This is a genomic window from Burkholderia sp. BCC0506 (genome assembly GCF_902833145.1).
Lineage (GTDB): Bacteria > Pseudomonadota > Gammaproteobacteria > Burkholderiales > Burkholderiaceae > Burkholderia.
Genome location: NZ_CADFEN010000005.1, coordinates 293,757 through 311,163, shown reverse-complemented (window position 1 = coordinate 311,163; position 17,407 = coordinate 293,757). Strand labels below are relative to the sequence as shown.

Sequence of the window (17,407 nt, the reverse complement as noted above, 5' to 3'; positions counted from 1 at the left end):
GCTCAGGTGGGGCGATGCGCGGCATCGGGATGAAGGCGATCGAGATGATCGAGGAACAGGGCCAGCGTCGTCCACAGCACGCGTTCGGTATCCGCCTGCAAAGCGGGCGCGGCCAGGCCGAGCGTGTCGGCCAGTGCCTGCGTGCGGTCGCGATCGAGCAGCGTCGCGAGATCCATCGCCGGCGCGAGCCGCCCGCGCTTGGGGCCGTGCACGAGACGCGCCGGCAGGTTCAGGCGCGCACCGAGATCGCGCAGGCACTGCTTGTTCGGGTCGGGCGAGAAGCTCGTCAGATGCGCGACGACGGCGGTATCGACGAACGGCGGATGCAGGTCGACCGACGCGGCGTCGAACAACGCGTGGCACAGCGGCAGATAGTTGGCCGAGCGGTCGCGGCGCAATACCTGGTCCGCGCCGTCGCCGGTAATCGCGACGTCGACGCCGTCCGCCGCCATCGCTTCGGCCAGCAGCAGCTTCGCGACCGGATGCAGGTTGAACATCGGCTCCTCGACCGCGTGCGTGGTTCTCGGCAGCGCCGCGACGAAGTCGGCCTCGTTCGCGCGCACGATCTTCACGTTCGCCTGCATCTGCGTGGCGAGTTCGAGCGCCGCATCGAGTTCGCAGTAATCGGGCATGTCGGTCGCAAGGATGTAGGTCGTCACGTGCCGCAATGCGCCGAGCTCGCGCAGCAACGCGAGCAGCAGCGCCGAATCGAGCCCGCCGCTCAGCGCCAGCGCGACCCGCTTGCCGCTGTCGAGCGCGCGTTGCAGCGACGCGCGCAGCACGGTGTCGAGATCCGCAGGCCGCGGCTGCCCGGGCGCCGGCTGCACCGTCAGCCCGTGCGGCGAACGGATCAGCACATGACCGGGCGGCACCGCGAGCACGTCGCGCAGCACGGTCCGGCCGACGAGGCGCTCGCCGCTCAGGTAGCCCGCGATGGCGGCCGCATCCGGCGCACCGGCCGGGTACCCCGACGCCCGCAAGACGGCGCGGATGCCGGACGCCGACACACCGCTGCGCGGATGGTAGTGCAGACGATCGAAACCGAACGGGTCGCGCGTGCCGACGATCATGGATAACGAGCCTTCAAGGTGTCCACTTCAATGCGTTTCAGGATGCGATGCGGCGCCACCGGCGCGCTGCCGCCCTGGCAGTGCAGGCACGCTTCGAGCGGCGTCTCGCGTTGCAGATAGGCGAGCATCGCGTCGAGCATGCCCGCGTCGTCGCGCAACGGCAGGCCGTCGGCCAGAAAATCCTTCGCGCCTCGGTACAGCGTATGGAAATGCGCGGGCCGCGTGCACGTATAGAACATGCCGTCGCGAATCATATGGCAGCGCTCGCGGATCCAGCAATCGCGATACAGGCGTCGGGCTTCGTCGCGGTCCGTGCCGGGCTCGGCGCGGTTCATCGTCGTGAATACGTCCTGCACCTTCCAGTTCAGGCGCACGTCGAAGCGCGCGGCCTGGCGCTCGACATACGCGACCCGTTCGGCGGAAAGCGCCGGCTTCGGATAGCGCGAGATCGTCAGCGCATCCACCGCGTGCCAGAATGCGTCGGGCATCTCGCCGAGTTTCAGGCCGTTCGTCGTGACCGAGATCACGGGCGCGATGCCCGTCGCGCGTACGCGCTCGATAATTTCAACGAGCGCCGGATGCAGCAACGGTTCGCCGCCGACCAGCTTGAACATGCGCGGGCGCAACACCTTCGCGGCCTTGCGCAGATCGGCTTCGATCGATTCGGGGCTCGCATGCCACTCGGGCAACAGCGGCGACAGCGAGCAGCATTCCGCGCAGGTCAGGTTGCAGTGATCGACGATATGCGCTTCCAGCGAACGCGTCCTGACGCGCCCGTCCTCGACGCGGTAATCGCGATCCAGCGGCGGCGGAAACACGTGCTGCCGCTCGCCGGCGCGCGGCGGATTCGGGTTCTCGTTCGGATTCGCACTCACATCAGCTCCCTGCTTCCACGCAACGGGAAAAGAAATCGACCAGATGGCCACGCGCGCCCACCATCGCGGACGCCATCGTCACGGCGCCGTTCAGGTGCGACGCGAAGCGCGACGGATCGTCGAGCCAGCCTTGCACGATCCACAGCTTGAGCGCGTGCTGCAGGCAGGCGGCATCGACCGCCCACGCGAGGTGCGCCGGATTCACGGGCCGCACTTGCCGGTACGCACGCACGAACGCTTGCGCGAGGTGTGGCGCCTCCAGCGGCAAATGATTCAGGCAACGCACGAGCTCGTATTCGCGCGGCGCACCGATCGACGCTTCCCAGTCGACGATCAGCGGCGGCAGCGTGCCCGTGAACAGATAGTTGAACTGGTTATAGTCGTTGTGGATCGGGTGCTGCGGATCGTCGGCCGGCAACGCATCGATGCTGCCCGGATAGTAGCGATCGAGCATGCGCAGCGCGAGATCGACGTAGCGGCGCAGGTTCGTGGTATCGGCGGCACTCGCATCCGCTCGATCGAGGGCGTCCCGCAGGCCGCGGCGTACCGCATCCGCGTCGATCGAAGTCAGCCGTGCGCGGATCGTATCGAGCGACGGCAGATGCAATTGTTCGAGGCTCAGGTGCAACGCGGCCAGACTCGCGCCGAGTGCGGCCCATTCGGCTCGCGAGAACGTATCGTAGGTTTTGAACTGCCCGGCTTCCCAGCGCGTCAGCATCGCGTGCGAATCTTGCCCTGACCAAAGCGATGCGCCCGACGTCGTGCGCTCGAGCCTCTGAACATGGAAACGGGTATCGCCATGCGTTTCCAGATGCGCGAGAACGGCAGTTTCCTTGACTGCGCGCGCATGGTGTTCACGCCCATAGAGTTTGACTGCCACGCCCGCGCCGCTGTCGGTCGGCAGATGCCACACCCGTTCGCTGACCTGCGTCGGCGGCCCGCCGCGACCGAGGCCGTAGGCATCGCGAATCTCGTCGAAGGTGACGGCGAGCGATTCCATTCAGATATGCTCGGCCGGCCCGTGCCGATACGGATGACCGGTCAGGAACGTGTTGTGACCGACGTAGCGCAGCTTGTACATCGCCGGCCGGAACAGCACCGACGGATCGTTGTTCGCGATGCCGAGCAACGGGTACAGGTCGCGCCGCACGAAGAACGCGTTGTTGCCCATGTCATCGCAGCAGACGAGCTCATAGCCCTTCTGCCTGCCGAGATGCACGAGCGATTCGAGACTCGCGCCGTAATAGGTCGAGCCGTCCCATTCGTGGTCCGGGTTGAAGCACATCACCCAGCGCTCGGGCGGCGTGTAGTACGGGTTGTATTCGATCACGACGATGCGCGGCTGAAACGCTTGCAGGCCGCGCCACACCCAGTAGTCGTTGCCGTCGATGTCGATCGACAGCAGGTCGAAGTCGGTCGGTACGTTCGCGTCGGCGAGCAATCGATCGACCGTGTCGGGCTGCACGCGATCGTGATGCAGGCGGACGCGCTCCACACCGGCGTAGTGCGCGGCAAGCTTGCCGAACCGGTATGCGCTGCCTTCCACGAGTACGCCGGCCCAATCGTGTTCGCGCAGTAGCCGCGCGGTGTTGCTGTTGCGCAGGCCGTCGCTCGCGCCGATATCGACGCAGAAGCGGTTGGTGGGCACGATCCGCTCCATCAGGCGCGACAGGATGCCCTCCTCGGTGCCCTGCGCGTACAGGCTGGGCGCAAGGCCGGACAGGTCGAGCGGGCGAGGATGGTCCTGCATCGAGGGCGACTCCGGAGTGAAATGAGGGAATGATGGGGGTGTTGGGTGGGTAATTTACCTGAAGTCGATTACGCAGAGGAGACCGGGACGTGCGGCGCGGGCGGGTTTTTCGCTACGAATATGAAAAAGCCCGCATCGACATTGCTGTCGATGCGGGCCTGTAGCGCCCGTGGCGGTTCGCTTCGTGCAGTGATGCCTAACCTGGACCCACAGCCGGAGAAATCCTCAGGACACTTACTCCTGCCCCTGGCTCGCCAGGAACTCCTCGTAATTCCCGCCGAAGTCTAACAACGTGCCGTCCGTGCGCACTTCGATGATCCGGTTCGCGAGCCCGCTCACGAACTCACGGTCGTGCGACACCAGACCCCGTTCATGTTCCTAATCAACCACTTGGAGAGCATGAATGGCAACAATCACCCTGCGTGGGACAAAATGGCAGGTCAAAATCCGCCGTAAGGGGCAGCCGAGCCTGTCCGCAACCTTCGTCAGCGAGGAAGCCGCTAAGCGTTGGGCTGAAGAGCACGAGCACGGCGATACGATCAAATCTGTCGAGACTGGTCCAACTGTCGGGGACCTATTCCGGAAGTACATAGCGCACCCAATGCCCGACAAGCGGTCGAGCGAATGGGACCGGCGAACTTTGCAACGCCTGCTCAAAAGGGAAAGGAAACTCTGTTCCATCCCGGCTGCCGAGCTAAACAAATCTCATCTCACCGAATGGCGCGACCGGCGCATAACAGAAGTTCTTGGTAGTTCCGTAGGTCGTGAACTTGACGCAATTTCAGCCGCCTACCGAACCGCGATAGACGAGTGGAACATGGGCATCACGGTCAACCCTGTTCGCGGCTTTCGCCGCCCTAAGCTACCGCTGCCTCGCGACGTAAGGTTGATGGCCGGAGCCGTCCCGTGTACCGATGTGTATATCCCTTTTTGTCGATTGCCGTTCCTTTGCAGCGCGGGCACGACGGAACAGGGTCTGCGTCCGGCGACAGCAAGGCGTGCACGTGGTCGCGTAGCGCCTGTTCAAATGCACGGCGGCTCTGACGCAACGCCGTCTCATCGACCTCCCGACTAGCCGACGATTTCGAATCTTTGATTCGTGCACGCGCCCGACTCTGCATCCTCGAATTTCCTTAGAACTGCGCGGTTACCTGAAACCCGACCGTCACACGCGCAGTCGGGAATCCGGACGGCTTGTAGACCGGCGTACCGGCGAACAGGTCATAGCCGTAGCCGCCGAAAGGTGTCGCTACGCTGCCTTTGATGCCAATTACCGCCCCGGCCAACTGCGTACCGACCAACGCAACCGGCTGCGGCCCCCAAACACGGCCGTAATCCAATCCTGCATAAATCGCCTGTCCGGTCTGTCCGATCGGCATCTGCAGTTCGTTGCGCCAGTAGAAGCCGCGCGCCGCCGCCAGCATCGTTTCGCCGTCAAAACCCCGTACCGTGTAACGACTGCCGATCGTCAAGTCATCGATGTAGTACAGCGAGTTCCCGGTATATTGGCCGTGGATGCTCGTCACGTATCGGAACGGCTGCTTCGCGATCGCAAACGGCACCGACAGGTTTGCGTCGAGTACCGCCATCTTGAAGCGGTAAGTCGGACCACCACCGGCAGCAAGAATGTCGTCCTGCGCACCCAAGCCCCCGACGCCCTGTCGGTACGCCAGCGTGCCGTCGAACTGCGCCCCATCGAAGTAGTGACGGTCGGTCAGGCCGAATTCAACGAATGTATTGTTGCGCCGCTGTTGCGAGATTTCCGTATCTTCGATGAAGCTCTGACCGAAGCGACGGGACAAACGGACATAGCCGCCGAATACGTCGTTCTGGCTACGGGCAAGCACTCGGGCAAGCTTGAAATCGATCGTCTTCGAATTGCCGCTTGCAACGAATGTTTGATTCACGCCAGCGATTTGCTGGTAGTACGTGTTCGTGTAGGCCGATAACGTCGCGGTCCAGTAACCCCACGGGATCGAGTAGAAGCCGTTCCAGCCGTGCGAACCAAGGCGCTTGTCACCAAGTTCAAGGTCTTGGCTCACGCCGACATTGAAGATGTCGTTTAGCCCGAGCGGGTTATCGATACCGATCGACAGGTTGCCCTGTAGCTTCCCGGTCGCGCGCGTGCCCGAGTTGTCAATCGATGCAACGACTGTCCACGGCTTGCCACGCTTCACATTGAGCACGACATCGCTCTCGCCCGGCACATCGGCCGGAACGATCTGCATCGACACGTCTTGGCTCTGTACGCGCTTCATCTGCTCCAGACCCTGCTCAAGGTCGCGCAGGTTCAACAGTTCGCCGTCGCGTGTCGGAAACGCAGTTTTCCATGTGCCGCGCAGTTTTTCATCGGCGAAACGCACGTGGCGGATCACGCCCGGAATCAATGAGACCTTCAGCGTACCAGACGACAAATCCTGTTCGGGCAGCAACACGCGCGTCGTGATGTAGCCGCGCGACAAAATGTCTTGCGACAACGCTTTGACGAGAACATCAAGCCCTTGCTTGCCAACACACTGCCCCGTGTAGTGTTCAAGCCATTCACGCGCGAAAGCGAAGCGATCCATCGGCAACGCAGATGCGCCCTGAGCTTTCAAGCCATCCGGCAACGCGTCGGGAACGTTGACCATGAAACGATCAATGCGGAAGCACGGCGTTTCGGTCGGAATTGCCGGATACGCCTCGACGTGCGGCACTTCCGAACGCACCGAAGGGGCACGCACTTCGGCGGCACGCTGCTGCGCGTCGCGTTGCTGCTGTGCCTGCCGATCTTGTTCTGCATTCGCACGCGCGGCGGCGGCTTGGTCGGCAAGCGTCGGAGCCTGTTCAGCATGAACCCCGAACGATACGAGGGCTGCAATTGGCAAAACCGTCAGGCGATGAAAGATGTTCATCGTTATTGTTAAATTTAACCGCAATCAAATGACTTTTATAAGTCGCTTAATTCTCTGCTTGATAGACTGAGTCGCCCACCTTCTATCAATTACGCTTTTCATCAGTGGAGAAAAAAACGAGACCAATGCAGGCGCACCTTCAATCCAGTTCAATGCCTTGGATGGCCAATATTCCGAGACTGACGAATCAAGTGCAAATTCTATCAAAAGATTTTCAGGAAACGAGGCAACTTGATTTTCGAAATCAGGAAACTCTCGCGCAATGCGCTTAAGGCCATCAAAGAAATTCTCTCGATCCAATTCGAGAATTGGAAGCAACGGCATCGTATCCTCTGGCGATTTAACCGCGCGCACATTTCCATTTAAATCGATGCTCCAAGTGCCAATCGAATCAACACCAACGAACACCTTTCCTACACTAACAACCCAAATTGCGTTTTCCTTGACAATCGGACTTGGCACGAATTCGGCTTTCATTTGCTTCCCCAAGGAGTATGATTCACCGGAACCCCGACTCGTTTGGACAGCCATTGCTGGAATTGATTCCAAATTTCAGGCGTCCAATTCTGGCCGTAGTGTCCGCTGTTTTCTGTCGTAAGAATCGATCCGTCTGCGGCTCGACTAAATCCCCCTCCAACCACATTTGCATCATTTGCACCGATGGCCTGCGCCAATTGCTGATGCGCAGAACCGTCAAACAATCCTGATGCTGGTTTTCCAACAGCAAATGTATTCGTGGTCGGGTCAAACACAAACTCGATACTTCCCTTAGACGGATAGTAATTCTTAAGAGCGGCAACTGAAGTGTCATCGGTGATAGCAATCACACCGGATACAGGACCGGAACCGGAGAAAGCCGGGGCCTTCGAAGCAACTTTTTCAATTACCTTGCTTGTGGCGTTTTCAATAGCCTTACCTTCACCAATGGTCAAAACACCTAGTGCCGCGTCGCCAATCGAACCAACGGCAAGCGCTACCCCCATGCCCACATTGCCGTTGGAAAATGCAGTCTGCGCTTGGTCTGCCATCTTGTGACCGGGGACAAGATCCAATGCTGCATTGCCAAACTGCTTGGCGTAGTTCCATCCCTTGTCAAGAAATTCACTCCCCGTGCCTCCTGTACCGTTTGCATTGGTTTGATCACGGTTATACAAGTCGGCATTCGTTGCTGTGAACGCACCCGATGTACCACCGATCAACGCGCCACCGGCACCAGCCAACACGTTCGACAACACGTTGCCTGCCAGCATCGAATCTGTACTGCCGCCAACCGCGTCTGCAAGACTATTCAGCTTACCGGCCAGCGCCGACGACAATCCGGCACCCGCTGCACCGGCAAGGGCATTACCACCGCCCAATCCAGCAAGGAATGCGCCACCGGTGGTATGCATCAGCACTCGGTTCGTACCACCTTCCGCCCACGAATCGGCCTCTGCCTGATATGTAGCCTGTGCCGTAGTGTCGCCTGCCAGCTTGGCCGCATCGGCCGCATGTTGGGCTTCCGCGTGCTTCATATCCGCGTAAGCGCCGATGCCTTGCGCAACAACCTGACCAGCGGCCTGCCCTGCGTTCATCAGGTCAGATTGCTTGTCCAGCAGATTCTGTACGTCCGGCGTTTTCGATACTGTTCCGTTCAGGTTCGACGTATCGCGATTCAGGTTCGCCAAGTCCTGCGTCTGGCCGGTTGGATTCGTGATGTTGATCGTGCCTGCGCTCACGCCGCTTCGTGTGGTCGCGTTCTCGCTACCGCTATCCGATTGCGAAATCATCGGTGTTACGCCACCCGAGCCGCTAACCGATCCCGGCCCGATTGCCTTGCCGGTTACGCCGACGCCAACACCCGCGCTAAAGCCGCTGCTATCCGCGCTGTACGTCGAATGGTTCTCGATATCGCGATAGGTCAGCGTGCCGGTCGTCAGCGAGTTTTTCGACGGATCGGCTGTGCTGGCAATCACCGCGCCCGTCAGGTCGGTATTGCCCTTGACGTTCACGTTGAACCCGCCTTCGCCCGCCTGAATCCCGGCCTGTTCGCTCACGCCCGCGTAATTGCCGTTCGCGTTTCCGTGCGACGAACTGAAGCTGGCGCTACCACCCATCGTACTGACGCTGATGCCGCCGCCCGCACTACTTTGATGCGCGCTGCTGACAGTCGTATCCTGCACGCTGCGCATGTTCAGATTGCCGCCCACGTCCGCCGTAACAGTGCGACCGGATACAGTCGAGCCGATCACATTCGTATCGCCACCGCTAACAAGCTTCACGCTATTCGCGCCGGTCACGTGCGAATTGTTCTGCATTGCGGCATCACTGTTGCCGTCGCCGTGTGCGCGCGACATGGCGGCAGACACTCCGATACCGTTCGTGCCGATCGACACGCCGACGCTGGCGCTCGACGACGAATTCGAGCTGCGCGTCGAATCAGTGTTCGTCGTGTTTTGCAGGTCGATCTGGTTCTTCGCAGCCAGCAGCACATCGTTGCCAGACACGTTCGAACCGGCCACCGTGATATTACCGCTACCTGGTGTGCCGTTACCCGTCGCAATCAGCGATGTGGTACCGCCAGCGCTGACGCTCGATCCGCGTTGCGTCGTTTGGCTTTCCGACGTATCGAGTCGGCTATGACTCGATCCAACGCTGACTTGAACGCCGATGCTCGGCGTGCCGCCGCCCGCAAGCGCACCGCCCGTCAGACCGGCTACACCCATCGCTGCATTACCCGCCGCTGCAATCGCGTGCAGGGCTGTCGCACGACTGTCACCGGCACCACTCTTTGCCGCCTGCGCCTGTTGATACGCACCGTTGATCGCATCGCCGATGCTGCCCGACAAGCCGAGCGTGACGCCACTGCTACTGGTCGTCTCGCTATGGCTCTTGTTGCTGGTATCGGTTGCCGAATCGATCACAACATTCGACGCTACGCCGGTCAAATTCTTCCCGGCGATTAAGTCGCTACCCGTCACGTGCAGCGTATCGCCAGCCTTGACGGTCAGGTTGCCGTTAAGCGAACCAATCGTGCTCGCGTTGTTCGTGACGGACGAAGCATGATCCGTGTCAGTCTTTTTCTGCGTGCCAATACTCACGCTCAAGCCGCTGGTACCAATCCCCGAATGCGTTTCGTGATAGTAGCCGTCCTGCGTGACCGTATCCTTGGACGTGGTGATATTGACGTTGTTTGCTGCCCCAAGACTGACATCGTTCGTGCCCACGATCGTGCTGCCCTGAACAGTCAAATCGTGGCCCGACTGAATGTTGACCGTATTACCAGATACCGTGCTGCCGACGCCGACATTCGCCTGCGTGTTCTGCATCGAATCGGTTTTCGTGCTGCTGACGAAGCTGCCACGTTGGACCTGCACCGACTGGTACTTGTCGTGTTCCTCGCGAGCCTCGTTGATCGAGACGTTGCCCGTCGCACCAATGTTTGCCGCTCCCGTACCGTTTTCGACGCCGTTCGTCATACCTGCCGTGAGCGACGAACCTGTGAGCATGACGTTGCCCTTCGACGCATCGGTACTTGCTGCCGCGAGCGTCGCATTGCCGCCTGCCGTGAATTGCGTGCCAACAGCGTGCTCGTCGTAGTTGTGATCAACTTCCTTACGCGTCTTGCTGTCCGCCGCCACATTGTCGAGCTTCGCGGTTTCCGTGACTGTCGTTGCCGTCAAATTCCCGCCTGCAAGCGCAGACAGGTCTTTTCCGGCCGATACGGTCGCGCCCTTCAGCGTCATGTCGTTGCCGCTTTGCATCCCCAAGCTTCCGCCGGCGGTGATGCCGCTCGTCACGTTCTTCGTCGTGGACTCTTCCCAATGATGCTGATCGTTCAGATACATCGATTGGTTCGTCGTGGACTGGACCGTATCGACGTTGATATCCCGACCTGCCGCCACCAATGCGTCGCCGCCCGCCGACAAATTCGCGCCGTGAATGCTCAGATCGCGCGCGGCCTGAACGGACAGGTCACCCGTTGCCGCGATCGTGCCTTGCTGGCCGATCAGACTCGTGCTGACCTTGCTTGCACCGGATGCGCCAGTTGCGCCCACGGCATCAAACAGCGTCGTGTTGACGATATCGCGACCTGCCAGCACGGCGACCCGATTGCCGGTAATTTGACCGGACGCGTTGACCACATCGTTGCTCGCCGAAACGACCGTTGTGCCGTTCTTACCGCTGCTCGAAATCGTACCGCCACGATTCAAAATATCCGTCGCCGTCAGCACGGTTTTCGTGCCGCCCTTGATCACACCGGAATTCGTCGCGCTACCCGTCGCATGAATTTCAACGTCGTCCGCAGCGATCAATGCACCGGTCGGTTGCAGGTCGTTCGCGTGTGTCTGCGCCATATAGACAACAGGAGCCAGCACATGCGTCGAGCTGCCGTCGGGCAAAGTCACGGTCTGATCAACCAACCATACAATGTCGCTCGTCAGCGCGTCCATTTGCGCAGCCGTCAGCGCCATGCCGGGCACCAAGCCGAACGATTTCGCGTAGTTCGCACCGTTCGTCATCAGCGCACGATATTCATCCTCGGCGCTCGCGTAACCCGGCAGGAAGGTGCGACCGGTCAACTGCGTAATCTGGTTGCGCACCATCTGCTGTTCGTACATCCCGTCACCCAAGCGCTTTTCGATGCTCGCCGGGTTCAGGTTCAACTGGCCGAGCATGTAGTCGCTCGAAATGAAGTTCGTATAGCTCGTCAGGCGCGGATCTGTGACGATCAGATACGGCTGGCCAGGCGCGGGATGAATCGAGTACATCCCGCTTGTCGGCAACGTGATCGACAAATCACCGGTTGCGCTCGCGACCGATTGCAGTGCAGGGACATTCGTCGTTCCGCTCGCCGCACCGACCTTGGACGGATTGCTGCCCGATACCCCCTGATTGGCCGCATTGTTGCCGAGCGTACCGCCCGTGGCACCGGTCGAGGAATTTTGCGCAGCGACGTTCTGGTTATTGACATTCTGCGCGTTAATCGACACCGATTGGTTCGCGATGATTGTGCCGCCCGTTCCACCAATCGCGACCGGCGTATAGACGATAGACGGTTCAACAATCGTGCCGCGATCGCGCGTCGGGTCCTCGTTCCACGCATACATCGACACGATGTCGTCACGCTGATACTGATACAACGTCTGGCCGGTATTGTTGACCGTCGTACCGCCATAACTTCCGCTGCCGACCGAGCCGTTTTGCTGCGTGCTGCCGATCTGAATCGACTTGCCAGCCGTGATCGCGCTGTAGTTGTTGTTGATCGTTCCGACGTTCGCCATCGTGATACTGCCACCGGCCACGAGTTGCGCTTGCGGCGCCTGACTGGTCACCTTATCTTGCTGAATCGTCGAAGTCGTATCGCGCCAGATCTCGACACGCTGATAGCCTTTATGGGCGTCGCTGCGCGTTGCATATTCCGAGTCCGGCACGTAATTCACGTGCGGATCGTACGCATCCCAATAGTTGACCGTGATCGTACCGTTGCCGTTGTCCGTCAGCGTGTTGTAATAGATCGTCTTCTGCTGGCCGTTGACGTTCAGCACCAGCACGCGATCGGTAGCGTTCGAACCCGTCGTTTCCGATACGATTTGCGCGCGACTGAAGCTATCGTTACGTGCCGTTTTGTAGCCGTAGTCCCAGACGGCCTGCGTACAGGACGAGTGCGAGTCAGCGTTCGTCGTGGCACATGCAATGTATTTGTCGCGTTTTGTTTCGTGCTTCGTCGTCGTGCTCGTCGTTTCGGTTGTGACTGTCGGTGCGGGGCGCGTATTGGTGAATGTGCCTGCCGCAAGTTCGACATTGCCCTGCGCTTCGATCGTCGATTGATCGTTCAGCACGTTTTGTGTACGGTTCGCGAGCAAGCCGTTAACGTCGCGCTGACTATTCGCTGCGATATTGATATCGCCAACGCTGAACAGATTCGCACCGTCCGTGTTCGACAACTGATTCGTCGCGTACAGATTCAACTGATTAGCAGCGGCGAATACGGCGGCGGCTCCAGTGTTCGTGATCGTATTGGCATTCGCAGTGACGTTGGCACCGATCACGGTGCCCGTATTGTTCAGCGTCGCACTGTTGGTCGTGACTGCATCACCTTCGATGCGACCTGCGTTATCGATCGTGCCACCGTTCGCATTGACCGTCGTGTTTGCCGAATTCAGATCAGCGCCTGCTTGGTTCTCCACGTTCGCCGCATTCACGGTCAGCGCGCCATTGGCATCCAGCACGCCTTGGTTCGTCAGCTTGCCTGACGTGGAAAACGTGAGGTCGCCGTTTGCGTGCAACTTGTTCGCCGTAGTCTGCGTGTAGTCGCTACCGAGTGTCACAGCACCGTTTCGGCCTGCTACGATCGAACCGTCGCCCGTCAACGCGGCTGCGTTCAACGACAGGTCCTGATCGCTCCCGATGGCGCCATCCTGGTTGGCAAGCGTGCCGGTCTGGATTGAAATACTGCCGCCGCTACCTGCGTCGTTACCGATTTTGCCGGACGTGTTGTCGATTGATGCGGTGTTCAGCGACAGCGCGCCGTTTGCACGAATCGACCCGGCCTGATTCGACAGCGCTCCGTTTGCCGCGCTCAACTTGAGGTTGTTCGCAGCTGACAGCACACCGCTGGAATTATTTACGCTGTTTGTGACATTCAGCGTCAGATCGTGACCTGCAAGCGTCTGACCACCTTGAGCATTCGTGAGCGTGTGCGCGGTCAGCGTAACATCGCCATTACCGCCGATTGTGCCCGCCCCCGTTTTGCCGGACGCGTTCGTGTTCGTGATCGACGCGCCGCCGTCGATCGTCGTTGCACCGCTGCCGATATTCGCGATACGGCCGTTGCTGTTATCGACGCTGGAACCCGAGACGGCGAGCGTGGATGTTGCGCCGTTCGCTTCAATTTGCCCCGCGCTATTGACCACGGCACCTTGCGCGCGAAGCGACAGATTGCCGTTCGACTGAACAAGACCAGCGGCATTAGCAATCTGACCGTTCGACTGCACAGACAGCGATTGCGCCGCCAGCAGCGACCCGTTCGAATTATCGACACTGCCCGCCGTCACCGATACATCACCGTTGCCGCCGATCGTGCCGTTCGCGGTGTTGGTCAACGCATTCGTCGTCGTGACCGACAGCGCGTTCGTGCCCACGTTTTTAAGCGAACCTCCATCATTCGCGAGACTGTCGGCCGTCACGGAAACGCCGTTGTTCGCTTCGAGCGTGCCCACACGGTTATCGACAGCGCCTTGAGCCTTCAGCGTAATACTGTCCGCACCGACGTAGCCGCCCGCATGATTATCGAGCGATTGCACATCGAGCGCCGCTTGTCGCTGCGCGGCCAGCGTACCGGCACTGTTCGAAACAGCAGCCGCCTTCACGCTCAACGCGCCATTGGTCGCGATCGTGCCGCCTTGGTTCGACATCGCACCGGTTGCGATCGACAACGTACCGCTGCCTGCGTGAGTAATTTTTCCGTGGTCGTTGATCAGCGTCGCGGGCGTCAGGTTCAGGTCCGTGCTGTTGGTCTGAATAACGCCGTTGCTCGAATTATCGAGCGTATTCGAGACGGCAACATTCATTGCGCCGGTCCCGGTTTGTGTAATCGAGCCGCCGTGGTTCGACAAATTCGTCGCCCCGAGCGACAACTGTGCTGCCTGCACCGAACCCGCATCATTGCTCAACGACGCGGCATTCACAGTCGCGGATTGTCCGGCCGTAATGCTGCCCGAACCGTTCGTCAACTGCGCCCCCGCATTGATCACTGCGTTTTGTGCAGCCGACAACGAACCGCTGCTGTTGTCGAGTGTTTGCGTGCCGACGTTCAGATTCGTTTGCGCACTGACCGTGCCGTGGTTCACGACGCTGCCCGATTGAATCGCCACGTCGCCGTTGCCGCCGATGACACCGCCTTGTGCGCCGAGTGCGGTCGTCCCGGCTGCGTTCGTCAGTTGGCCCGTCGTTGTAATGGACAGGCCGTCCGAATTCAGCGACGTAACGCGACCGGCGCTGTTGTCCACGGACGTGCCGGTAATCGTCATTCCAGCCGCACTTTGCATCATGCCTTGGTTGTTCGCGATCACACCGCCGTGCACCTGCATCGAATTTTCCGATACCAGCGTGCCGCCCTGATTTGCGATTGCGCCGTTCGACTGTACACTCAACGGACCTTGCGCCGATACCTTGCCACCTTGGTTCGAAATGCTGCCTGCGGTCAACGTTGTGTTGCCTTGGCTCGACAGTGTGCCATGATCATTGATCAGAGCACCTGTCGCACTGGCATTGACGGCACCTTGCGCACTCGTTGTCGCGTTCGAAAGGTTCAGGTCGCCTGCATTTGTGTTCAGCGACAGGTTGCCGTTTGCAGCCGTCTGGCTACCAGCAAGATTGACGCCGCTGCCCGAAATCGACGCGCTCCCACCCGCGACGTTTTGCCCAGTCGCCGTCAGTTGGCCTGTGCTCGACAGATTCAGGTCGCCGCTTTTTCCGACAGAACCATCGTTATTTGCGCCCGCGCCGAGCGTTCCGGTCGAATTGACGGTGCCCGCGTTGATCGTCGTATTCTGTTGCGCAGCGAGCGTGCCGCTGTTCGACAACGTACCGGCTGCTGAAACGTTTGCGCTCTGTTGCGCATACGTCGTGCCGGAATTTTGAATACTGTTCGCGGTTGCGGTAAGATTACCGCCCGCCGTAGTCTTGCCTGTGAGTACGAGTTGGCCGTTCGATTGCAGCGTCAGATCGCCCGCTTGCGCAGCGATCGTTCCGGCGTTCGAAACACCTACCCCGAACTCGTTGCTCACGAGAAAGACGCGATTAGCGTACATACCGCCTAATTGGGCCACGTCGATCGCAATGGCAGGCGCAGCACCGTCACCGGCAATCGGCGTTGCAGCAAGTGTGTCGTGATTGACCTGGTTTGCCCCGGCGATGACGTTCAGATTCTTTGCATAAATCGCTGCATTGGCCTGTACTGCGCGAGAAATCAAATCAACCTGATCGACATTCGATGCGTTAAGGCCAGCGCCATTTACCGAAATCAGACCGCGTGATACATTGAATCCGGCAAGTGATCCATCAGCGCCGTAATACGGTGTGCCAGTTGTCAATGTGGCTCTGGACGTATTAATAAATCCGCCGCCGTCAACCTGAATACCGGCGCTGTTCGACAAGATTACTTCGGCGCGATTTCCTCCGACCTCAACATAACCGCGGAGTTGAGACGGCGCATTGCTGTTGACCTGATTGACGATAATTCGCGCAGACTGGTTCGGGCCGAAATTCGGGTTGCCGTTGATGTAGCCAGCCTGCTGTGTGTTCACCAGCGTCGGTGAATTATTGAGAATTGCGCCGTTTTTCTGTACATCGAACTGGTTGTACGTATTCACCGACACACCAGCCCCCGAAGGGGCGGCAATATTCACTTGCGGCAAGCCGTTCTGTGTCTGGATGATGTGCGTTGACGTACCCGGCGTCGGTACGATCTGCGCCATGCTCAGCAGCGGCACGCCGAACAGCAATGCAGCAGCCATCGCGATCGGTTGCCATACAGTACGAAATCCCGGTGATTCGACCGATACCGTCGCCTCTTCCGCACATCCAGCCGCACGCTGTGCACTTCCGTTTTCCTGAACGACCATCATCGCGCCGCGCGCGCGATTGAATACAACTCGGTAGCAATTCTTGTTCATTCTTCGTTTGACGCGACCGCGCCCCTGCAATCTTGTTTGAACTCAGCGTCGATAGGACCGAACGCAATTCGTCGTCTGGTCTGAACGCGCTTGCAAAGGACGGGCAGAACGACATACCTCTCATGCATGCCGCGATTGCGCGCACCGAAGCGTTCAATTGGCCCCCTCCCATCCACCGCGCGATCGTAGCAGAGACTATCCACCGCACACTGTCAGAAATGATCAAGACGACGCACGAAGTCCGATTTTCGCCTCTCAAGCGGCGAGATATCCGCAAGAATATTCAAGAATTCAAATTTTTATAAATGTTTCGAAATGTCAATTCTAGGCAAGATGTTATTTTATCGAGATAGGCTGGAGGGGGCTTTAGACACGGTGCCAACTGCGAATACAGCGGGCGATCGTCGTCGGACGCCCGTGGTCTGGCGTGCAACGCTCATTTCGAGATAGACCATAATGGTGTCGAAATTCGACCGTTGAAAATGTATAAATCGGGCCGAGAAAATATGTATTTTTGAGCGTTCGAACCGAAGCACTGCCTGCTGTATAAAAGAATTTTGCGCGCCGTTGCGGCTACGCAACGTCTGTCGCGTTATGGATCAATGCCGTTGCCCGCATCAGGTACGGCACTTTCGTCATCAAGAAGTTGCGCCGGGTCTACCTTCAGCACAGATGCAAGCGCCTCAAGATCATCAAGCGATAAATTGGCGATGCCACGCTCCACGTTGCCCACATACGTTCGATGAAATCCGGCGACCTCGGCCAGCCGCTCCTGAGAAATTCCCGCAAACTTCCGAAACTCCCGGACGTGACGCGTCACCTCCGACCGAAGGTCAACGCAAGTAACCGGCGACACCTTATCGCCGTCTACAACACCCAAGAACCGCGCTGCATGGACTTCAAGTGCGGACGCCAGTTTCCCTATGTTGTCGAGCCGAATATTGATCGATCCACGCTCGATGCCGCTCACGTAGGCGCGGTTCAACCCGGCACAATCTGCTCGACACTGAAGCGCTTGCGTTTCATCGTACGGCTCCTTTCATACTGAAAAAGTCCGCCGAAAACTCGCTTACATCATGGCACTGTTTACTGGGGGCCGCTCATTTACCTATGCAGCAATCCTGCGCTCGATCAGGATCACCCCAACACGCATGCCCTC

At 59.4% G+C, this 17,407-nt stretch carries 8 protein-coding genes and 1 pseudogene; all 9 read right to left on the bottom strand.

The genetic code is table 11. The features are described from left to right. Positions 1–2: 2 nt before the first annotated feature. The 9 genes and pseudogenes from HWX62_RS13925 to HWX62_RS13880 all read right to left on the bottom strand — a co-directional run bounded on the left by HWX62_RS13925 (position 3) and on the right by HWX62_RS13880 (position 17,233). On the bottom strand, positions 3–1,070 hold the full coding sequence (locus HWX62_RS13925) for an asparagine synthase-related protein (protein WP_175929098.1): 1,068 nt from the start codon (positions 1,068–1,070) through the stop codon (positions 3–5). After that, positions 1,067–1,945, bottom strand: a complete 879-nt coding sequence (locus HWX62_RS13920; protein WP_175929097.1) for a radical SAM protein — start codon at positions 1,943–1,945, stop codon at positions 1,067–1,069. Before HWX62_RS13920 ends, HWX62_RS13925 begins: the two co-directional genes overlap by 4 nt. A gap of 1 nt (position 1,946) precedes the next feature. Continuing rightward, positions 1,947–2,945 carry a phosphotransferase gene (locus HWX62_RS13915; protein WP_175929096.1) on the bottom strand — a complete coding sequence of 333 codons (999 nt, stop codon included), beginning with the start codon at positions 2,943–2,945 and terminating at the stop codon, positions 1,947–1,949. Then, entirely contained in the window at positions 2,946–3,695 is a 750-nt protein-coding gene (locus HWX62_RS13910; protein WP_175929095.1) for an FkbM family methyltransferase, read from the bottom strand. Positions 3,696–3,929: 234 nt separating this feature from the next. Beyond that, a pseudogene (locus tag HWX62_RS13905) lies at positions 3,930–4,109 on the bottom strand (ABC-F family ATPase); the annotation flags it as partial. Positions 4,110–4,828: 719 nt separating this feature from the next. Next, complete coding sequence (locus tag HWX62_RS13895; RefSeq protein WP_175929094.1) at positions 4,829–6,589, bottom strand: ShlB/FhaC/HecB family hemolysin secretion/activation protein; 1,761 nt, start codon at positions 6,587–6,589, stop codon at positions 4,829–4,831. A 24-nt stretch (positions 6,590–6,613) separates the two neighbouring features. Beyond that, positions 6,614–7,066 (bottom strand): hypothetical protein, encoded by a 453-nt coding sequence (locus HWX62_RS13890; protein WP_175929093.1) that lies wholly within the window; start codon positions 7,064–7,066, stop codon positions 6,614–6,616. Next, on the bottom strand, positions 7,063–16,248 hold the full coding sequence (locus HWX62_RS13885; RefSeq protein WP_175929092.1) for a hemagglutinin repeat-containing protein: 9,186 nt from the start codon (positions 16,246–16,248) through the stop codon (positions 7,063–7,065). The genes HWX62_RS13890 and HWX62_RS13885 overlap by 4 nt, the downstream gene beginning before the upstream one ends. A gap of 592 nt (positions 16,249–16,840) precedes the next feature. Then, positions 16,841–17,233: a helix-turn-helix transcriptional regulator gene (locus tag HWX62_RS13880; protein ID WP_244136149.1), complete on the bottom strand. Its 393-nt coding sequence runs from the start codon at positions 17,231–17,233 to the stop codon at positions 16,841–16,843. Positions 17,234–17,407 lie beyond the last annotated feature (174 nt).